Source organism: Acidobacteriota bacterium, assembly GCA_012517875.1.
Classification (GTDB): domain Bacteria; phylum Acidobacteriota; class JAAYUB01; order JAAYUB01; family JAAYUB01; genus JAAYUB01.
This window is the reverse complement of record JAAYUB010000175.1, coordinates 1-16,883: the sequence shown is the minus strand read 5'-3', so window position 1 is coordinate 16,883 and position 16,883 is coordinate 1. Positions and strand designations below refer to the sequence as shown.

Annotated in this window: 16 protein-coding genes; 5 read left to right on the top strand and 11 right to left on the bottom strand. The window is 59.8% G+C overall.

Annotated elements, in window-relative coordinates:
• Positions 1-10: 10 nt before the first annotated feature.
• The 7 genes from GX414_16375 to GX414_16345 form a co-directional block, all read right to left on the bottom strand.
• Positions 11-1,141 (bottom strand): ABC transporter permease, encoded by a 1,131-nt coding sequence (locus GX414_16375; GenBank protein NLI48679.1) that lies wholly within the window; start codon positions 1,139-1,141, stop codon positions 11-13.
• A gap of 2 nt (positions 1,142-1,143) precedes the next feature.
• Positions 1,144-2,277 (bottom strand): ABC transporter permease, encoded by a 1,134-nt coding sequence (locus tag GX414_16370; protein ID NLI48678.1) that lies wholly within the window; start codon positions 2,275-2,277, stop codon positions 1,144-1,146.
• Positions 2,274-3,245: an ABC transporter ATP-binding protein gene (locus GX414_16365; GenBank protein NLI48677.1), complete on the bottom strand. Its 972-nt coding sequence runs from the start codon at positions 3,243-3,245 to the stop codon at positions 2,274-2,276. The genes GX414_16370 and GX414_16365 overlap by 4 nt, the downstream gene beginning before the upstream one ends.
• On the bottom strand, positions 3,226-4,179 hold the full coding sequence (locus GX414_16360) for an ABC transporter ATP-binding protein (protein ID NLI48676.1): 954 nt from the start codon (positions 4,177-4,179) through the stop codon (positions 3,226-3,228). The genes GX414_16365 and GX414_16360 overlap by 20 nt, the downstream gene beginning before the upstream one ends.
• Positions 4,176-5,324: an HlyD family efflux transporter periplasmic adaptor subunit gene (locus tag GX414_16355; protein ID NLI48675.1), complete on the bottom strand. Its 1,149-nt coding sequence runs from the start codon at positions 5,322-5,324 to the stop codon at positions 4,176-4,178. Before GX414_16355 ends, GX414_16360 begins: the two co-directional genes overlap by 4 nt.
• Positions 5,325-5,351: 27 nt before the next feature.
• Positions 5,352-5,948 (bottom strand): TetR/AcrR family transcriptional regulator, encoded by a 597-nt coding sequence (locus tag GX414_16350; GenBank protein NLI48674.1) that lies wholly within the window; start codon positions 5,946-5,948, stop codon positions 5,352-5,354.
• Between the two features lie 116 nt (positions 5,949-6,064).
• The gene (locus tag GX414_16345; protein NLI48673.1) at positions 6,065-6,451 is read right to left on the bottom strand and encodes a DUF302 domain-containing protein; all 387 of its coding nucleotides are present in this window, start codon (positions 6,449-6,451) and stop codon (positions 6,065-6,067) included.
• A 222-nt stretch (positions 6,452-6,673) separates the two neighbouring features.
• On the opposite strand from GX414_16345, the gene GX414_16340 reads away from it, so the two are divergent.
• A complete protein-coding gene (locus tag GX414_16340; GenBank protein ID NLI48672.1) occupies positions 6,674-7,105 on the top strand; it encodes a YHS domain-containing protein in 432 nt (143 codons plus the stop codon).
• A 15-nt stretch (positions 7,106-7,120) separates the two neighbouring features.
• On the opposite strand, the gene GX414_16335 is transcribed toward GX414_16340, so the two are convergent.
• A complete protein-coding gene (locus GX414_16335) occupies positions 7,121-8,461 on the bottom strand; it encodes a sigma-54-dependent Fis family transcriptional regulator (GenBank protein ID NLI48671.1) in 1,341 nt (446 codons plus the stop codon).
• The gene (locus tag GX414_16330; GenBank protein ID NLI48670.1) at positions 8,458-9,495 is read right to left on the bottom strand and encodes a hypothetical protein; all 1,038 of its coding nucleotides are present in this window, start codon (positions 9,493-9,495) and stop codon (positions 8,458-8,460) included. The genes GX414_16335 and GX414_16330 overlap by 4 nt, the downstream gene beginning before the upstream one ends.
• 315 nt (positions 9,496-9,810) lie before the next feature.
• Between GX414_16330 and GX414_16325 the strand changes: the two genes are divergently transcribed.
• Positions 9,811-10,257, top strand: a complete 447-nt coding sequence (locus GX414_16325; GenBank protein ID NLI48669.1) for a hypothetical protein — start codon at positions 9,811-9,813, stop codon at positions 10,255-10,257.
• A gap of 157 nt (positions 10,258-10,414) precedes the next feature.
• Here GX414_16325 and GX414_16320 read toward each other — a convergent pair whose 3' ends face one another.
• Both GX414_16320 and GX414_16315 read right to left on the bottom strand, forming a co-directional pair.
• Positions 10,415-11,200: a hypothetical protein gene (locus tag GX414_16320; GenBank protein NLI48668.1), complete on the bottom strand. Its 786-nt coding sequence runs from the start codon at positions 11,198-11,200 to the stop codon at positions 10,415-10,417.
• A 149-nt stretch (positions 11,201-11,349) separates the two neighbouring features.
• Complete coding sequence (locus GX414_16315) at positions 11,350-12,240, bottom strand: EamA family transporter (protein ID NLI48667.1); 891 nt, start codon at positions 12,238-12,240, stop codon at positions 11,350-11,352.
• Between the two features lie 300 nt (positions 12,241-12,540).
• Between GX414_16315 and GX414_16310 the strand changes: the two genes are divergently transcribed.
• From GX414_16310 to GX414_16300, 3 genes are all read left to right on the top strand, one after another.
• On the top strand, positions 12,541-14,973 hold the full coding sequence (locus tag GX414_16310; GenBank protein NLI48666.1) for a hypothetical protein: 2,433 nt from the start codon (positions 12,541-12,543) through the stop codon (positions 14,971-14,973).
• Between the two features lie 82 nt (positions 14,974-15,055).
• Positions 15,056-15,868, top strand: a complete 813-nt coding sequence (locus GX414_16305; GenBank protein NLI48665.1) for a CAP domain-containing protein — start codon at positions 15,056-15,058, stop codon at positions 15,866-15,868.
• A 105-nt stretch (positions 15,869-15,973) separates the two neighbouring features.
• Positions 15,974-16,883, top strand: a 910-nt coding sequence (locus GX414_16300) for a carbon starvation protein A (protein ID NLI48664.1), incomplete at its 3' end; no start/stop codon positions are given.

Below are 16,883 nucleotides of genomic sequence, written 5' to 3'. Positions count from 1 at the left end.
GTCCCTCCGGTCAGACCATGGTCTTTTTAAACCGTCGGGTGGCGAACCCGAGCGTCGTCACGCCGATGACCAGCAGCGCCACCAGCTGGGGCCACAACACGTTGAATCCGATACCTTTCAGGAAAAGCTCACGAATGATGACCAGAAAATAGCGCAGTGGATTGGCGTATGTGATCCACTGGATGATTTCGGGCATGTTGGCGATGGGAAACATGAACCCGGACAGCATGATGGCCGGCATGAAAAAGAAAAACGTCGTCATCATGGCCTGCTGCTGCGTCCGGCTGATGGTGGAGATGAGCAGCCCGATGCCGAGCGTGCTCAGCAGGTAGATGCCGGTGGCCAGGAATAGCAGGATCAGGCTGCCCCGCACCGGCACATCGAACCAGAGAACGCCGACGGTGGTTGCCAGGATGACGTCGGCAAACGCGATGATGGCGAACGGCACCGACTTGCCCAGAATGAACTCCCACGGCGTGATGGGCGACACCAGGAGCTGTTCCATGGTGCCGATCTCCTTCTCCCGCACCACCGCCATGCTGGTCAGCATCAGGGTGACCAGGGTGACGATGATGGCGATGAAACCCGGTACGTAGTAAATGCGGCTCTCCAGGTTCGGATTGAACCAGGCGCGCGGTCGCAGATCGATATGGCCGGCTGGCAAGACCGATCCGGCCTGGCGGCGGAAGGCTTCGAGTTGGATCTGGCGGGAGTGGTCGGCGATCAAACGTCCGGCGTACTGCAGGATCACGCTGGCGGTATTGGAGTCGGTTCCATCCAGAATCACCTGGACGGTTGCGGGTCGGCCGGCGCCGATATCTCCGCCGTAGCCCTGGCCGATCCGCAGGACGATCTGAACGTCGGATCCGTCCAGCATGTCCCGAATTTCATTCTCGCTCACAAGCTGGCGTTCCACGACGAAGTACCCGGATCCCGAAAACCGTTGCACCAGTTGCCGGCTGGCGACCGTCCGGTCCTGGTCAAACACAGCCAGCGAAATGTTCCGGATGTCCGTCGTGATGGCGTAGCTCAGAACCAGCAGCTGGAAGATCGGTGCCAGGAAGATCACGCCGCGCATGCGCGGGTCGCGCAGCACCTGGATGAACTCCTTGATGAGCATGTGGCGAATTCGTTCCAGCACGGCTAGTCCAACCTTTTTCGCAAGCAGATCGTGCTCAGCGTCAGCATCGCCAAGGCGAACACTGCCAGCAGGCTCAGTTCAACGAACAGATTCTCAACCCGAAGTCCTTTCAGGAAGATCCCTTTCAGCAGACTGACGAAATACCGCGCGGGGACCACGTAGGTGATCCACTGCAGGGGTTCCGGCATGTTGCGGATGGCGAACACGAAACCCGACAGCATGAGTGCCGGCAGATAGGTCACGATCATGGCCAGTTGGCTGGAGAGTAGTTGCGCTCGAGTGATGACGCTGATCAGCACGCCCACCCCGAGCGCGCCGGCCAGAAAGAGTGCAGCCGAACCGAAGATGAGTTCGATCCGACCCCGGACAGGCACTTGGAACAGATACTTGCCCAGCACCACCGCCAGCATCACATCGAACATGCCGATGACGAAATACGGGATCAGCTTGCCGAGAATGATTTCGATCCGCTTCACCGGTGTGGAAATGAGTTGCTCCATCGTGCCGGTTTCCCACTCCCGGGCCACGGTCAGTGAGGTCAACAGGGCGGCAAGGATCGACAGAATCACTGCGATCAAACCCGGGATGATGAAATTGCGGGACTCCATATCTTCGTTGAACCAGATCCGGGGACGCATCTCCAGCCGGGGTAAACGCAGCGAAATGCCCTTCCGTGGCGTGGCTTCCACCGCAATCCGGCCGGATGCGGCTTGGACGACGGCTTCGGCGTACCCGAGAACAAGGGTGGCGGTGTTTGCATCGCTGCCGTCCAGCAGAATCTGGATCGGCGCCGTCCGTCCGGCTTCGAGCCGCTCGCTGAAATCCGTGGGAATGACCAGCGCGAACTGCGCCCGACGCTCGTCGATGGCGATCACGGCTTCCTCATAGTGGCGAATGCTGCCGGTCAACTTGAAGTAGCGGGAGCCGGTGAATGCGCTCACCAGGTTTCGGCTGGCAGGCGATGGGTGCTGATCCCAGACGAGAAAGGGCACGCGATCTAGATCCAGAGTCAGGGCGTACCCGAACAGCAACAGCATAAACATGGGAAGTGCGATCGCCATTCCCAGACTGCGAAAATCGCGGAAAATATGGATGAACTCTTTCCGGGCCATCGCCCAGAGACGGCGGAGGTTCATGCCGGCGCCTCCGTTCCGTTGTCGCGCCGGTCCCGCGCCTCGATGAGGGACACGAACACATCCTCCAGCGACGGTGTGACCGGTTCCAAACGCTCCAGGTGGAAGCCGGCGCCATCCAATGCCTGGGCGATGGCGGTCGCGGAGAGCTCGCGATCATGAACCACGGCGTGCATCGCCCGCCCGAAGAGGGCCGCTTCCTTGACTCCGGGCTGGCGTTCCACCAACGCCATGGCTTCCTGCGGCCGATCGCACCAGATTTCCAAAACGTCCTCCGGCATGTGTTTCGTCTTCAAAACCATGGGCGAGCCGTTGGCTATCAGCTCGCCCCGGTAGATCAATCCCACCCGGTCGCAGTATTCGGCTTCGTCCATGTAATGAGTTGTGACGAATACCGTCACGCCGGCGCCAGCCATGTCATAGATGAGCTCCCAGAATCGCCGGCGGCTGTTTGGATCCACGCCGGAGGTGGGTTCGTCGAGGAACAGGATGGGCGGTTCGTGCAGAATCGCGCATCCTAGTGCCAAGCGCTGTTTCCAGCCACCCGAGAGAGTGGCTGTCTTCGACCGGCGGTGTTCCTCCAGTCCCGCCATCCGGATCACCCATTCTTTTCGGTCGGTCTTCCGGTCGGCGGCCAGCCGGTAGATCCCGCTGTAGAAGTCGATGTTCTCCTCCACAGTCAGGTCTTCGTACAGCGAGAATTTCTGACTCATATACCCGATATTCGATTTAATCTGTTCAGATTCCGTCCAGATGTCGAAACCGGCGACGGAGCCGCTGCCGGCGGTGGGCCGGAGCAGCCCGCACAGCATTCGGATCGTGGTGGATTTACCGGCGCCGTTGGGTCCCAGAAAACCGAAAATCTCCCCCCGGCGCACGGAAAAGCTGACCCGGTCCACTGCGGTGAACGCGCCGAACCGCTTCACCAGATCGGTAACCACCACCGCTGCTTCATTGGATTCGGTCGCCATCGTGCGCCTGCTCCCGCTCGGAATCGGACAATACCGAAATGAACACATCCTCAAGCGCCGGCTCCACGGATCGAATGTCCATTACCTCAATGCCAACCGCGCTCAGATTTCGCCTGATCCAGGCTGCGGTTGACTCCCGGGCATCGGCCACCACATGCAGGCGGTCGCCGAACAGAGTCACCGCCTGCGGGCGATCCCGCCGCAGCCGTTCGGCAGCGCGCCGCGCATCCGACGTGCGGACTTCCAGGATCTGGCCGCGCATGAGCTGTTTGATCTCCTGCGGCGAGCCGCTGGCCACCAGTCTGCCTTTATGCAGGAGCCCCAGCCGGTTGCACCGTTCCGCCTCATCCAGATACGCCGTCGTGACAATGACAGCCACGCCCTCCCGCATGAGCAGGTACAAGATGCGCCACAACTCGCGTCGGGACACGGGATCGACCCCGTTGGTAGGTTCGTCCAGCAGCAGAACTTCGGGCGTGTGTACGAGCGCGCAGGCCAGGGCCAGTTTCTGTTTCATCCCGCCCGAGAGCCGCCCGGCGCGCCGCTCCCGAAAGGGGTTCAGGTTGCTGAATTCAAGCAGCCGGTCAACGGTCTGTTCGCGGCCCTGCCGGGGGACACCGTAGATATCCGCATAGAACAACAAATTTTCCATGACCGTCAGATCCGGATACAGTCCGAAGCGCTGGCTCATGTAGCCGATCCGTTCTTTCACCGCCTCGGCTTCGCGCACAGTGTGGCGGCCGGCCGTCCAGGCGTCGCCCGATGTGGGATTCAGGATCGCCGCCAGCATCCGCAGGGTGGTGGTTTTACCCGCTCCGTCGGGACCTACCAGGCCATAGATTTCGCCGGCCGACACCACCAGGTTGACGCGATTCACCACGGTCCGACCGTTGAATCGACGCGTCAGCTCGCTGGCGCGCACGGTTTCGGTCATTGGCCGGCCCCCGCGGTGTCGATTTCGCCGTCCGCCGGCATGCCGGGCTTGAGTTCCAGGTCAGGATTCGGAATATCGACCTTGATGCGGTACACCAATTTCACCCGTTCCTTGGTGGTTTGTACACTGCGCGGCGTGAATTCGGCTTCGGAGGCGATAAACGTCACCCGGCCCCGATATACCTTGTCCGGATGCGTGTCCGCAGTGACGCGCACCGCCTGCCCCACCTTGATCCGGCCCAGATCGGTCTCAGCGACGTACCCTCGCAGCCAGACATGGTGCAGGTCACCCACGGTGACCACGGGTGTGCCGGGCGCCACAATCTCGCCGGCTTCGATGTTGTCCGTCAGCACAACTCCGGTCAGGGGCGAAACAATCGTGGTGTAGCTCAGGCGAGTTTCGGACAACTGCAACGCCTCGCGCGCCTGCTGCAGCCGGGCCTGCGCCTGCTCGATGGTCTCCGCACGGGGGCCGTTGCGAATTTCCCGCTGGCGCGCCTCTGCTTCTCTTAGTGCGGCACGGGCCTGCTCCACCTGCTCCGTGCGCGGCCCCTCCCGAATCAGGCTCAGACGCTCCTCCGCTTCGCGGAGTCGGGCTTGGGCCATGTCGTATGACGATTGATAGGTCTGAAATTCCCGTTCGGAGATCACGTCTTTTTGAAAGAGCGCCCGCTGCCGCTCGAAGTCCTGGCGAATCCGTTCAAAGTCGGCGGCGGCGCTGGCCACGGCCGCTTCGGCCGAGGCAATCTCCTGCGGACGGCTGCCGGTCTGCAACTCCTTCAACCAGGCGGCGGCGCGTTGGACTGCAGCTTCCGCCTGGGCGATGACCTCAGGCCGGGAGCCGGCCTCCAGCTCATCCAGGTAGGCTCTGGCGGCCTGCAGCTCTGCTTTCCGCATGGCCACCTCCTGTCGAATGTCGGCGTCTTCCAGGCGCGCGACCGGCTGGCCGGCCGTGACGAGATCCCCCTCCGATACGGCGCGCTCCAGAACCCGGCCGGAGATCTTGAAACCCACATCCGCGTCTGTGACCTCAAGATTGCCTGAAAAGCGGACTGTGCCGGAATGTTCCGAGCTACAACCTCCGAGCACAATGATCCAAACAGCCAGGGTGCATAGAGCAACCACGGTGACGGCATGGCGATACATAACTGACTCCTATCTGGCGTTAGACTCTCATCGGGTAGCGATCGCCCGACGGAACAGCTCCCAGGCTTGTTCCACGTGGCGGTTCACATCAAACCGCTCGTTGCTCAGAATCCACAGAATAGCCGTCGGGGGCATGATTCCCCAGAACAGGACGGCAACATCATGTGGATTCAATTCTGAGCGGATCTGGCCGTGGACCTGACCCTCAACGATGATTTTGGCAATTCTGGCCTGAACGGATCGGATCATGTCGTACGCCATCCGACGGCATTCCTGAGAGCCGCTATAGACGCTGTCCGAAAGGAGAATGCGCGGAATGGCCTGAAAATGCCGGATCAGCGTGATGTTCTGCATCAGGATGATCCGCAAACGCTCTAGCGGATCTTGAACACTGGCACAAGCCTCCTTGATATTGGCGAACACATGCTCTCTCAAATGCTCAAAAATTGCCAGAATCAGGAGCTGCTTGTTCGGATAGTGCCGATAGATCGCCGACGGGACCAGCCCGACAAGCCGGGCCAACCCCGCCATGCTAAGACCCCGCAGACCCGACCGCGAGATGATTTCCAGCGAATGATGCATGAGCTGCTCTTTTCTTTGTTTGGAATCCATACGCTGGGTCATTGAATGCTCCATGTGAACGAATGTTCACATAATAGTGAATGGTAATTCACATTGTCAATAATTTATTTGTTCATGTCCAGAATAAGGATGAGGGAATTTTTGAGGAGAATGCGATATCAGAGCCGGTCAATCACCCGCCGAAGACGGGCAGTGACTTCTTCGGCCACTTCGCGCAGCTCCGGTTTGTCCACTGCCTGCATGGATACCATCGGATTGACGGCAGCGACCTCCACTGTCCCCGGCGTTCGCTCCTGCACGATGACGTTGCAGGGCATCAAGGTGCCAATCTTGTCCTCGATTTGGAGTGCGCGGTATGCGAACGGCGGGTTGCAGGCGCCCAGGATCCGATAGTTTTGAAATTCGATATCCAGCTTGCGCTTCATGGTTGCTTTGACGTCAATGTCCGAAAGCACGCCGAAGCCCTCGGCGGCTAGACCGTCCATGACCTTGGCGACGACATCCGGGAAAGGCATCTGAACGGTCTTGTTGAAGTAATAGGGCATGTCACGACCTCCATGACAGATCAAATTTCATATCGAACAGATGACCTGAGGGTGCATCCGGATTCCGAACACAGCGACCCAATTGCCTGCGGTTGGATGGTCGCGTATAATCATGGTAGGAATTGGGCCGAGCGACATCGTTCACAGGAGGCAGCCATGCGACCGATCCGGTTCACGCGCGCAGCGGGTTGTGCATTGTACCTGACCGGCCTGGTGGCGCTGATGGGGGGGCTGGATGCGGAGTCCGCCCGGCCGCAAACTCGATGTCCCGTCTCAAACAAAGCCATCGGCAAGCATTTTCATATCGACCGGGACGGCTACCGGATCTACTTCTGCAGCTCGGCCTGCATCGATAAATTCAAGAAGAATCCTCAACAGTATCTCGACACTTTGAAAAAGCAAGGGGTGACCCTGGCCAAGACCCCGCCCCCGCAGTCGTTCTGTCCGCCATGCGGCATGAAAGTTGATCGCACGAGTAAATATGTGGATGTGAATGGGTATCGGCTCTATTCATGCGGCGACTACTGCTCGAAAAAAATGAAAGACGATCCCGACAAGTACATCCAGATGATCCGGGACAAGCATCAGGAACCGGAGCCCGCGCCGATTCCCGACAAACACGCGCCGGACACTCCGGCTCCAAACAGAAAATAACCGTTTTGATCCAGATCACGGTCGTGTGATGTTGTACTTCTTCATGCGGTAGATCAGGATGTGCCGAGGGATTCCCAGGGCACGGGCGGCCGCCGCTTGGTTCCAATGGTGGCTCACCAACGCCTGGCAGACGGCATCCCGTTCCATGGCCCACAAACCTCGACCGGCCTCGGACTCGACGGGCGGCGAGGCAGCTGCGTCCCTGACCATTTCGTCAGGCAGCATGATCAGTCGCACCTCTTGATGCGGGTGCAGTACTGCCAGACGCTGACCCAGGTTGACCACTTCGCGGACATTGCCAGGCCAGCCGTATGTCCGCAGCACCTGACGCGCGTCCGGATGCAGGGTCAGTTCGCCGCCCCCGAAATGTCGATAATAATGCGCCAGGAGAAGCAGAGCGTCCTCGCCCCGTTCCCTGAGGGGCGGCAGGTGGATGCGGATGACGTTGAGCCGGTAATACAGGTCCTCGCGGAACTTTCCCTGCGCCACCATCGTCTGGAGGTCACGATTCGTGGCGGCGATGAGGCGTACATCGACCGGCGACGGCCTGGTGCCTCCCAACGGGTCGATCACGCGCTCCTGAATCACGCGCAGGATCTTGGCCTGCAGCCGGATGTCCATGTCGCTGATCTCGTCAAGGAAAAGCGTTCCCGCATCAGCCTGCTGGAATTTCCCCTGGTGATCCGTCGAAGCCCCGGTGAAGGCTCCCTTCCGATAACCGAACAGCTCGCTTTCCAGAAGATCCGTCGGCACGGCGGCGCAGTTGAGCGCAACGAAGGGGGCGTGGGCCCGGGGCGACAACGCATGCAGCGCGCGTGCGGCGAGTTCCTTGCCCGTCCCGCTTTCTCCTGTGATCAGGGCCGTGACATCCGCGGGCCCGACCCGCCGCAGGAGGGTCATCACTTCCTGCAGCGCCGGGCTGGTTCCCATGATCGCTTCCAAGGGTTTCTGCCCGGCCAACTCCTCCCGCAAACGGCGATTCTCCCGTTCCAGGTCTCCCAGCCGTAGGGCTCGATCCACGGCATGAAGCAGCTGGTCTTTTTCCACAGGTTTGGTCAGGTAGTCACACGCACCCGAGCGCATGGCTTCAACCGCATCGTGGATGGTTCCGAAAGCCGTCAGCATCACGACGGGCACGTCCAAATCGCGAGTCCGAAGCTGCCGAAGCAGGTCCAGACCGTCCATCTGAGGCATCCGAATGTCGGTCAGGATGAGGTCGAAAGCCCGCTCGGCGGCTGCGTTCAACGCGCGCTCTCCGTCAGGGGCCTCCGTCACCTCATAGCCCGCCTTCCGCAGGTGATAGGACATCACGCTCCGAAGGCTGGCATCGTCTTCAACCAGAAGTACACGTCTCATGCTGAACCCCCTCCCGGCTGTTCCGACAGTTGCCGCTCGGCTGGCAGCATCAGGATGAAACGGGCCCCCTGCCCTGGACGGTTCTCCGCCGTGAGCGAGCCGCCGTGCGATTCGGCGATTTGGCGAGCCAGCGTCAGGCCGAGTCCGGTACCGTCCGGACGGCGCGAGAAGAACGGCTCAAAGATTCGCTCCAAGTTTTCCGGAGGAATGCCAGCCCCCTCATCCTCGATCACGAACCGGATTCCGTCAGTTTGTTGGCTCACTTCCACGCAGACCCGACCGTTTGCCGGAGACGTCTGGACCGCGTTCTGCACCAGGTTGACCAGCGCCTGGCGGAGGCGGTCCGGATCGAACCGCGCTTTCAGCTGTTCCGGGGCCTTATATTCCAGCCGGACGTTCCGCTCATTGGCTTGTGCCGCTAGCACGCCTATGGTCTCGCGAACCACCTCCGTGAGATCTGAGGAAAGTGGCGCCAGGTTGAGCGGACGGTGAAGGTCCAGGAAGTCCTCCATCACGCGAGCCAGACGACGGATCTCACGGTTGAGGATGTCGAAGAACGGTCGCCGGGGATGATCGTCCGGATAATCCTCCGCCAGAATTTCCGCAGCGCCTTGAATCGAGCCGAGCGGAGTCCGCACCTCATGGGCTATTCCGGCCGCCGTGCGACCGGCGGTGGCGAGACGCTCCGCTGTCACCAGTTCCTTTTCGAGCGCTTCCTTGTGTCGGCGCTGCCGCTCCCCTTGGGAAACGATGAATCCCATCAGCGTGCCGATGCCGAAATAAAACACGATTTCAACGACTTCCGGGTTTTCCCAGAGCGAGCATTGCATGCCGAAGACCAGCGGGAGAACAGCCAGTGAAATGGCCGCCGCGGTCAACACCCCACCCCACAGGCCGAACCAGAGAGCGCCGAGAATCACGGGAATGTAGCACAGCCGCCGGTGAATCAGGTGCATGGCATGAAAAAAGCCAGCATGCGGCAGCAGATAATGGATCGAAACGGTCGTGGCCAGGACGCCCAGCACGATGATCATTCGGATTGCTTTGCCTGACATTTGGCCACCTCAAATTGAGACGATCGTGCCTATCACGATAGCAAACTGATTCTGAATATTATTGCTCAACTTGAACAATATTCTACACATTTCATTGAACTTTCGCAAACGCAAATCGATGATGATTCTCGTATGTCATTGTTTTTATTTGTTCTTTTAATGTTTCCTGGCGAACTGGTCGTTTCGTTGTGTTTGGCATCGTGCATGCTTAAGGTAAGATGTCTGCAACTCGATACCAGTAGATTTAGATTCAGAGAACATCAGCTCATTTCAAATCAATAGGAGGATATTTCAATGCGCAAGAAACTTATCGTGCTCGGTCTGACCATCGCTGTGGCCGCATGGCTGACTGGAGGCCTGCTGGCCCAGGAGACGGCCACATCGGTTGTGAATCCCTCGAGCGCTGTCGTCAAGACCGATGCCAAGTGCGAATGTCCCGATTGCAAATGCACGGATTGCAAATGCGACAAGTGCAAGTGTGTGGAGTGCAAGTGCAACCCCTGCAATTGCGCCGACTGCATGTGTGAGAAGTGTAAGAGTGGCGACGGCAAATGCGAACATGCCAAAGCCGCCTGCGGTATGACGGCCAACGCCAAATGCGCCCATGACAAGGCGGCGTGCGGCAAGACGGTCGATGCCATGCGTGCTACCGCCAAATCCGCCTGCTGCAGGACTAGCGCTGGCCGGTGCGCGCACGACGATGCTAAACCGGCTGCGCCTCCGGCGGAACCTCTGAAGTAGTGTTTAACCGAAATCCAATCTTGTCTATGGCTTCGATCAGGCACTCCATACCGGAGTGCCTGATTACTTTTGGGGAACAGACGACTGTCCGGACAAACAAGAATATGGTTCAGCCCCAGACTGATGACCCTGCTTTTCCCCACTTGGGTAGTTGAGATTATTTCTGATCCAGTGACTGGAATACACCGTTAAATGAAGGGAAATCGTAGAACAGAGCTCCGCCCGATTCGATGGTAAGCCAGTGTAGGGCGGTGAGGCCTAGACTGTCCAGCATCAGGTCCCGGTTGATTTGGCGGTTTTGGAAGTAGCGCATGTCACCGGTGAAAAACGAGGAACCAGTTCGGTCGTCTTCGGCGAAGAGATCCTTTTCTGTGTTTTTCCGCACGTAAAAACCATACAATCGGATCTTGTTTTCCTTCAGGTATCTGTTTAATTTGGCCAGCGGTTCGTACCGCTTGGGATCGAAATCCTGTTGGTCCATGATCACCGGCTTCTCCACCGCCGAGACAACGGACGGTTTGATGTTCACGTGTTTATCCACATTGGTGCCTTCGAGCTGCATGCTCTGGAACATGGCCAGGCAGCGGCAATTGCTGATGAAAAAGACCGGCTGATCCTGGATCCGCCAATGCGCGAGTATAGCCAGCAGATCTTTGAACGGCACCGCATTCTGGTTGGCGGCCAGGAACTCCAGCCCCTTCGAAGGCCAGTCCAGTTCCCCGGCCTTTCCATGCCGCACGGGGTATACCGTGTTACCGAAAAACCCGAAGATGCTCACCTGGCAATCCGGAGGCAGCCGCTTGAGTAGTGCGGCGAACCCCTTATTGAAATTTAACGAGGTCATGGCGGGATCCGCATCCTGCTGGATGACAAAAGTCAGGCGTTTCGGTGCGGTCAGTTCCCCGGCCGCCGCCCACCCGACGCAAACCGCCAGTCCCAGCATGATGCAACGTGCCCATCGGTACATGGCCAACCTCCCGCAAAATGTCTACCCTAATTAAACGAGATCGGACGGCCAGTTGTTTAACCGGAGATTTGATTTACTACTTTTACTCCTGCACGAGTCTCAAGGGTTATTTCATGGCGGAGATGTCACGCCGGTAAGGCGGAGGCCAAGCTGCGCTGCCACAAGACACCAGCCATGATGAATACCAATCCCACCACGGTGGATCCGAGAATGGGTTCGCCCACCACATAGTGAATCAGAACCAGGGAGATGAACGGGCACAAGAGAACCAGATTGGATACGCGGGCCGTGTTTTCCGACAACTGCAGCGCCTTCATCCAGCACACGAAGGCCACTCCCATCTCAAACAGACCCAGGTAAATAGCGCCGGCCCACCCGGTCCACGATCCATTCCAGGGTTGGGGAAACAGCAGTACGGCCGCCAGGCAGTATCCGGTGCCGCAGATGAAATTCGCGGCAAGCTTGATGAGCTCGTCACGTGAATCCCTCAGATTGTAGATCCAGTACAGGGCCCAGACCAAGGTGCTGGCCAGAGCCAGAAAGACCCCGAACGGTTCAGACACCCGCACCAGGCGCCACTCTCCATGAGTGGCGATGATCGTGACGCCCAGGTAACTGACCAGAATCGCTCCAAGACTGGACCAGCGCAGGCGCTGTCCCAACAGCGGTACAGATAGAATGACGATGGTGATGGTCCAGGTCTGGTTGAGCGGCTGGGCTTCCTGGGCAGGGAGCAGTTCGTAGGCTTTGAGCACCACCGCGTAATAAAGGAACGGATTCAGGAAGCCAAGGGTAGCGGCGCGCAGCCAATCCCGCTTCGAGATCCGGCGCAGCTCGCCCAGGCGTCCCTTAAACGCCATGGCGGCCAGAAGGAAACCCGTGGATGTGAGGGCGGCCCCGAGGAGCATGGGGTAAACCCCGAGACTGCGCAAGGTCAGCTTGAAAACGGTCGCCACCGTGGACCACATCAGGACGGTGGCAGCGGCGAACATGTAGGCGCGCTGTTGATTGTTCATCACTCTTTTGGCAGCGATCCCGGCATCATGTCCGGAACGCATCTCCCCGGTTCATTTGAAATGCGAACCGATGCGAAGCCCCAGGCCGCCAGGCACCATGTGAATGCCAACCCCGTCACAACCTGCGGGTTATAATAGTACATGCGGTGCGATTGAAAGAAAAGCACTTGGACCGCAGACTCCACCGCGTCCACTGCGCCGTCGACCGGGTCTTGGAGGCGCATGGGTTCCTGGTGTACCATGCGATCCGTGGCTAACATGTTCCGGATTTTCACATCGCCAATCAGATGGAATATCACTTTGCCCCTGATGGCGGCGATTCTGCTGATGGCGCCCCTCCTGCAGGGCATTCCGTTATCCCACGACCTGCATATCCACCTGGCCATGGCCGATCAATTTCGGGCGAGTCTGGCTGAGGGGAACGTGTATCCACGATGGCTGGCCGATTTCAACGAGGGCTTCGGCGCCCCCACCATGATCTTCTACCCGCCCGGGTTGTTTTATTGTGCCGGCCTTGCCTCATGGTTGTGCGGCGGCAACATTCTGGTCGGCTTTTACCTGGTCCTGGCACTCCTGACGATCATCGGGTTTGCCGGAGTGTATCGGCTGCTGTCGGAGCCGGCCGGACCGTGGGCGGCGGCCGGCGTCGCACTCACCCTGGTGGCGCCATTCCGTGTTTTCGAACTCCACGCCGCCGGGCTGTTCCCCGCCTACGCAGCCGGTTGCGTGTTTCCCTGGGCCCTGGATTCACTTCGGCGCATTGCGAGCCAACCTCGCAGCGATGGCTGGCTGAGCCGGCCTGTCCGCGGCTGGGCGATTTCCGTGGCGGCCATGCTGCTCCTGAACTTGCCGTTCACCGTGCTGGCGTTGGCGCTGGTGTCCGTCTGGCTGGTATTCGAAACCGGGAGAAGCCGCCGTCTGGACACTCTGATCCGAGTGACCGCCGGTGCCGCGGTGGCGATGTCAATCTCAGCCGTTTATCTGATGCCCGCCCTGGCTGAGCGACACCTCGTGACGCTGCCACAAGCCGGCCAGAACGTCTATGCGGGCAACTTTATATTCATGACACCCGGCGCGTGGGAGGATCCCGCGCTCCAGCACCTGTTCCAACGCATGGCGCTGTTTCCCCTGGCTCTGGCTGTCGTGGGGATGGGGCTGATTCTGGTGATGAATCGAGGCTCTTCCAAATCCGGGCAAGGGGTGTTCAACGGCCTTCTCCAGCTCGTTTCGATGATCACCGTCGAGGCGGTGTTCCTGGCCTCGCCCGCCTCGCGGTGGTTGTGGGAGGGAATTCCCGCCTTGGCGACTCTCCAACTCCCCTGGCGGCTGCTGGACCATCTCGCCGTGTCCGGCAGCGCCATCACCGCGCTGGCATTGGCCGTGGTGTGGCGGTCCAAGAACCGCTTCGGGTGGGTGCGGTATGCCTTTGCCGGCTTCTGTCTGGTTCTGACCCTGCTGATGGGCATGCTCAGCCTATCTTGCATCCAGATGAACGGGTTTGCCCCCCCCCACCTCATTCTCAAGCAGATTGTTGCATTCCGGCGGCTGCCGGCCGATTATCCACCCCGGGGTTCCGAGCTCACACCGCAGCGCGCAGACGACGCCCTGGTGACCGTGGCTCGTGGACAGATCAGCGGGAAAGTCATCGCCTGGGAATCCGAGCGTCGGCGCATCGACATCCAGGCGGCGACATCCGGCGCCATCGCGCTGCGCACCTGGTACTATTCCGGCTGGTCCGCCCGCAACGAACAGGGTTTGACGCTCCCGGTGACCGCGGAATCAGGTACGGGAAAACTCCTCGTTGCCGTCCCCGCCGGACGTCATACCCTGGAAATCCGCTTCGGTGCCACACCGCTGCGCCTCGCCGCGGCGTGGGTGAGCCTGCTCGCCGCACTCGGGTTTGCCATCGTCTGTATCCATCCGCTCGTCGCCCACTATCGGAAGAAGCAAACGCCAAGCCGCATCTCCGCATCTGATCAGTCTGAACTCCCCCCCCCGCATCCTAGTGAGTATCGGGATAGAATGGAACCAGGTGCCGGTGTCATGAAAGTGTGGATGCTGTTCCAAATCGTCGCCCTCATCTTGGCTGGTGGCCTGTCGCTGACCTGGCCGCCAGCGGGTCCGCCGGCTGAGGCCACAGCGCCGCTGGACGTGCGCAAGATGGGAGCCTCGGAGCTGCAGATCCGGCATGCAGACGGCACCACTTTCACCGTCCGCTTCATGGAGACGGTGATGGCTGTCATCGCCAATCCGATCTATCCGCTGGCGGCGGTGTTCACGACCGATGAACCGCCTGACAGCCTCCTGTTGGTGCCGCCCCAGCCGGTGGCCACAAGTTCAGTCTATATCCTGCATACGGTCACCGGCGAGTTTGATCGGATACCCACGGATGAAACCATGCTGGGCAGCTGGTTTTTCCAGGTGTGGTCACCCGATGGCCGATACGCGGTCATTCTGACCAGTCAATGGGACGGATTCAAGATCTTCCGCGCCGCCGACTGGGTACACAGCAGCGGGCATCTCTGGATCGATTGGCGAAAACCGTGGCGGGACATGGGCGCCTACGATCGCCCTCTCCGTGCCGGTGATCCGTCCAGGATCCACCGGTTTATCGGCTGGGAAGGTCCGGCCGTTTTTTCCTTCAGCGGATCCTGTTGCGGGACCGAGTTCAGCTACCGGTATGATATCGCGCAGGACCGACTGACGCGCACCGGCCAGCGCGAGCTGCCCTGAATCGCAGCCGGGTTGGCAAGGTTTTGGACAGCAGACGGGAAACATAGCTCCAGTTCGGGAAGTATAAGGATCACCAGTCACCATGAAACCACGGAGCATCATCCAGATCGTCAGCGTCCTCCTCTTCGCGGTACCCGCACTCCTGGGCAGCCGCCCGCCCAACATGATGCTTCATCTGGACGTTGCCCGGATCGAGCTGGAAGTTTTTCGATTGGTGAATTGGGCGCGAGCGGAGCGCGGTCTCGACTCCTACCGCTACGACGACGGGCTGGCCGACCTGGCCCGGCGGCACTCCGGCAATATGCGGGATTTTCGGTTCTTTTCCCACACCGATCATGAGGCGCACTCTCCCGACCAGCGACGCCTGAAGTATTATCCGGAACTCCTGGCCGTCCGCTTTGCCGAGAATATCGCCACCGGATTCGGCACCACCGAGTCCGAAATCGCGTTTAACCTCATGGAGTCCTGGATGAATTCACCCGGCCACCGGGCGAACATCCTCAGTTCCGATTTCACCCATATCGGTGTCGGGATCGCCCATGCCGCCGCCACCAAGTATTTCGGCACTCAGAATTTCGCCTTCCCCCTCGGCAAGCTCGTGTCTCCCGTCAAGACCGACGTCCGCTACGGCCAGCGGGTGGAACTTGAATTCAAATCCATGGGCAACCTGCCCAAGGACAAACTCCGGGTGATCGTCGTGTACCCGGACGCGAACGCTAAGATCGTCCAGGGCGACGGATCGTACTACATGGGTAAATCGTTCCTGCGTCCCAAGTGGCGGGACGACATGTTCCGGGCGAGCATCCGCTGCGTTGGTGGCCGTGGCACTTATAAAATTGCCCTGGGGTCCGACGGCGAATACTACCCGATCTTCATTGAATTCCGGGTGTATTGATCCGATGTGATCCACCGCACACTCCCGCTTGATCACCGTGCTACACTGCACCGTTATGTCGGTTACTCAGCCGGCGCTGCTTGACTGCATCCTACAGGAGTGATCATGCTACCGCTGATTTTTCTGGGCAGCCTGTTGCTGTTCGGTCTGGCTTACCGTTTTTACGGACGCTGGCTGGAGCGCCGTTTCGACGTGGATGACCGGCGCCCCACTCCCGCTCACACCGACTCCGATGGCGTGGATCGCGTGCCGGCACCCAGCCCGGTTCTGCTGGGACATCATTTTTCATCGATCGCCGGCGCCGGCCCCATCGTGGGACCCATCATCGCCGCGATCGCCTTCGGATGGCTGCCGGCCCTCTTGTGGGTGGTGATCGGCTCCATCTTCATCGGCGGAGTCCATGATTTTTCTGCGCTCATGGCCTCGGTGCGACACAAGGCCCGCTCCGTGGCGGAGATCGCCCGGGAGTACATGTCGCCCCTGGCCTATCGGCTCATGCTGATCTTCATCTGGTTGTGCCTGGTGTACGTGCTGGTTGTGTTCGCCGACCTGACCGCGGCCACCTTTGTGGAGAGTGGCCCCGTCGCGTCGGCCTCGGCGCTGTACATCCTGTTGGCTATCGGTTTTGGTCTGTGCCTGTATCGTTTAAAACTCCGGATCTGGCTGGCATCCCTGATCTTCGTCCCTGCGGTTTTCGCCGGGATATGGGTCGGCCACAAACTCCCATTGGAAGCCAGCCGTCTGGCCCATTCGATCGGTATGGACCCCACCGCATTTTGGGGCGTCGTCCTGCTGGTGTACTGCTTCATCGCATCCACCACGCCGGTCTGGATTCTGCTCCAGCCGCGGGATTACCTGTCGTCCTACCTGTTGTATGCTTCGGTGGCCGCCGGGGTCATGGGGATGCTCTTCGGTGGATTGCCGTCCGCCTGGCCGGCCCACCTCGGTTGGTCCAGTCCCCAGATCGGCAATCTATTTCCTGTCCTCTTCATCACCATCGCCTGCGGTGCATGTT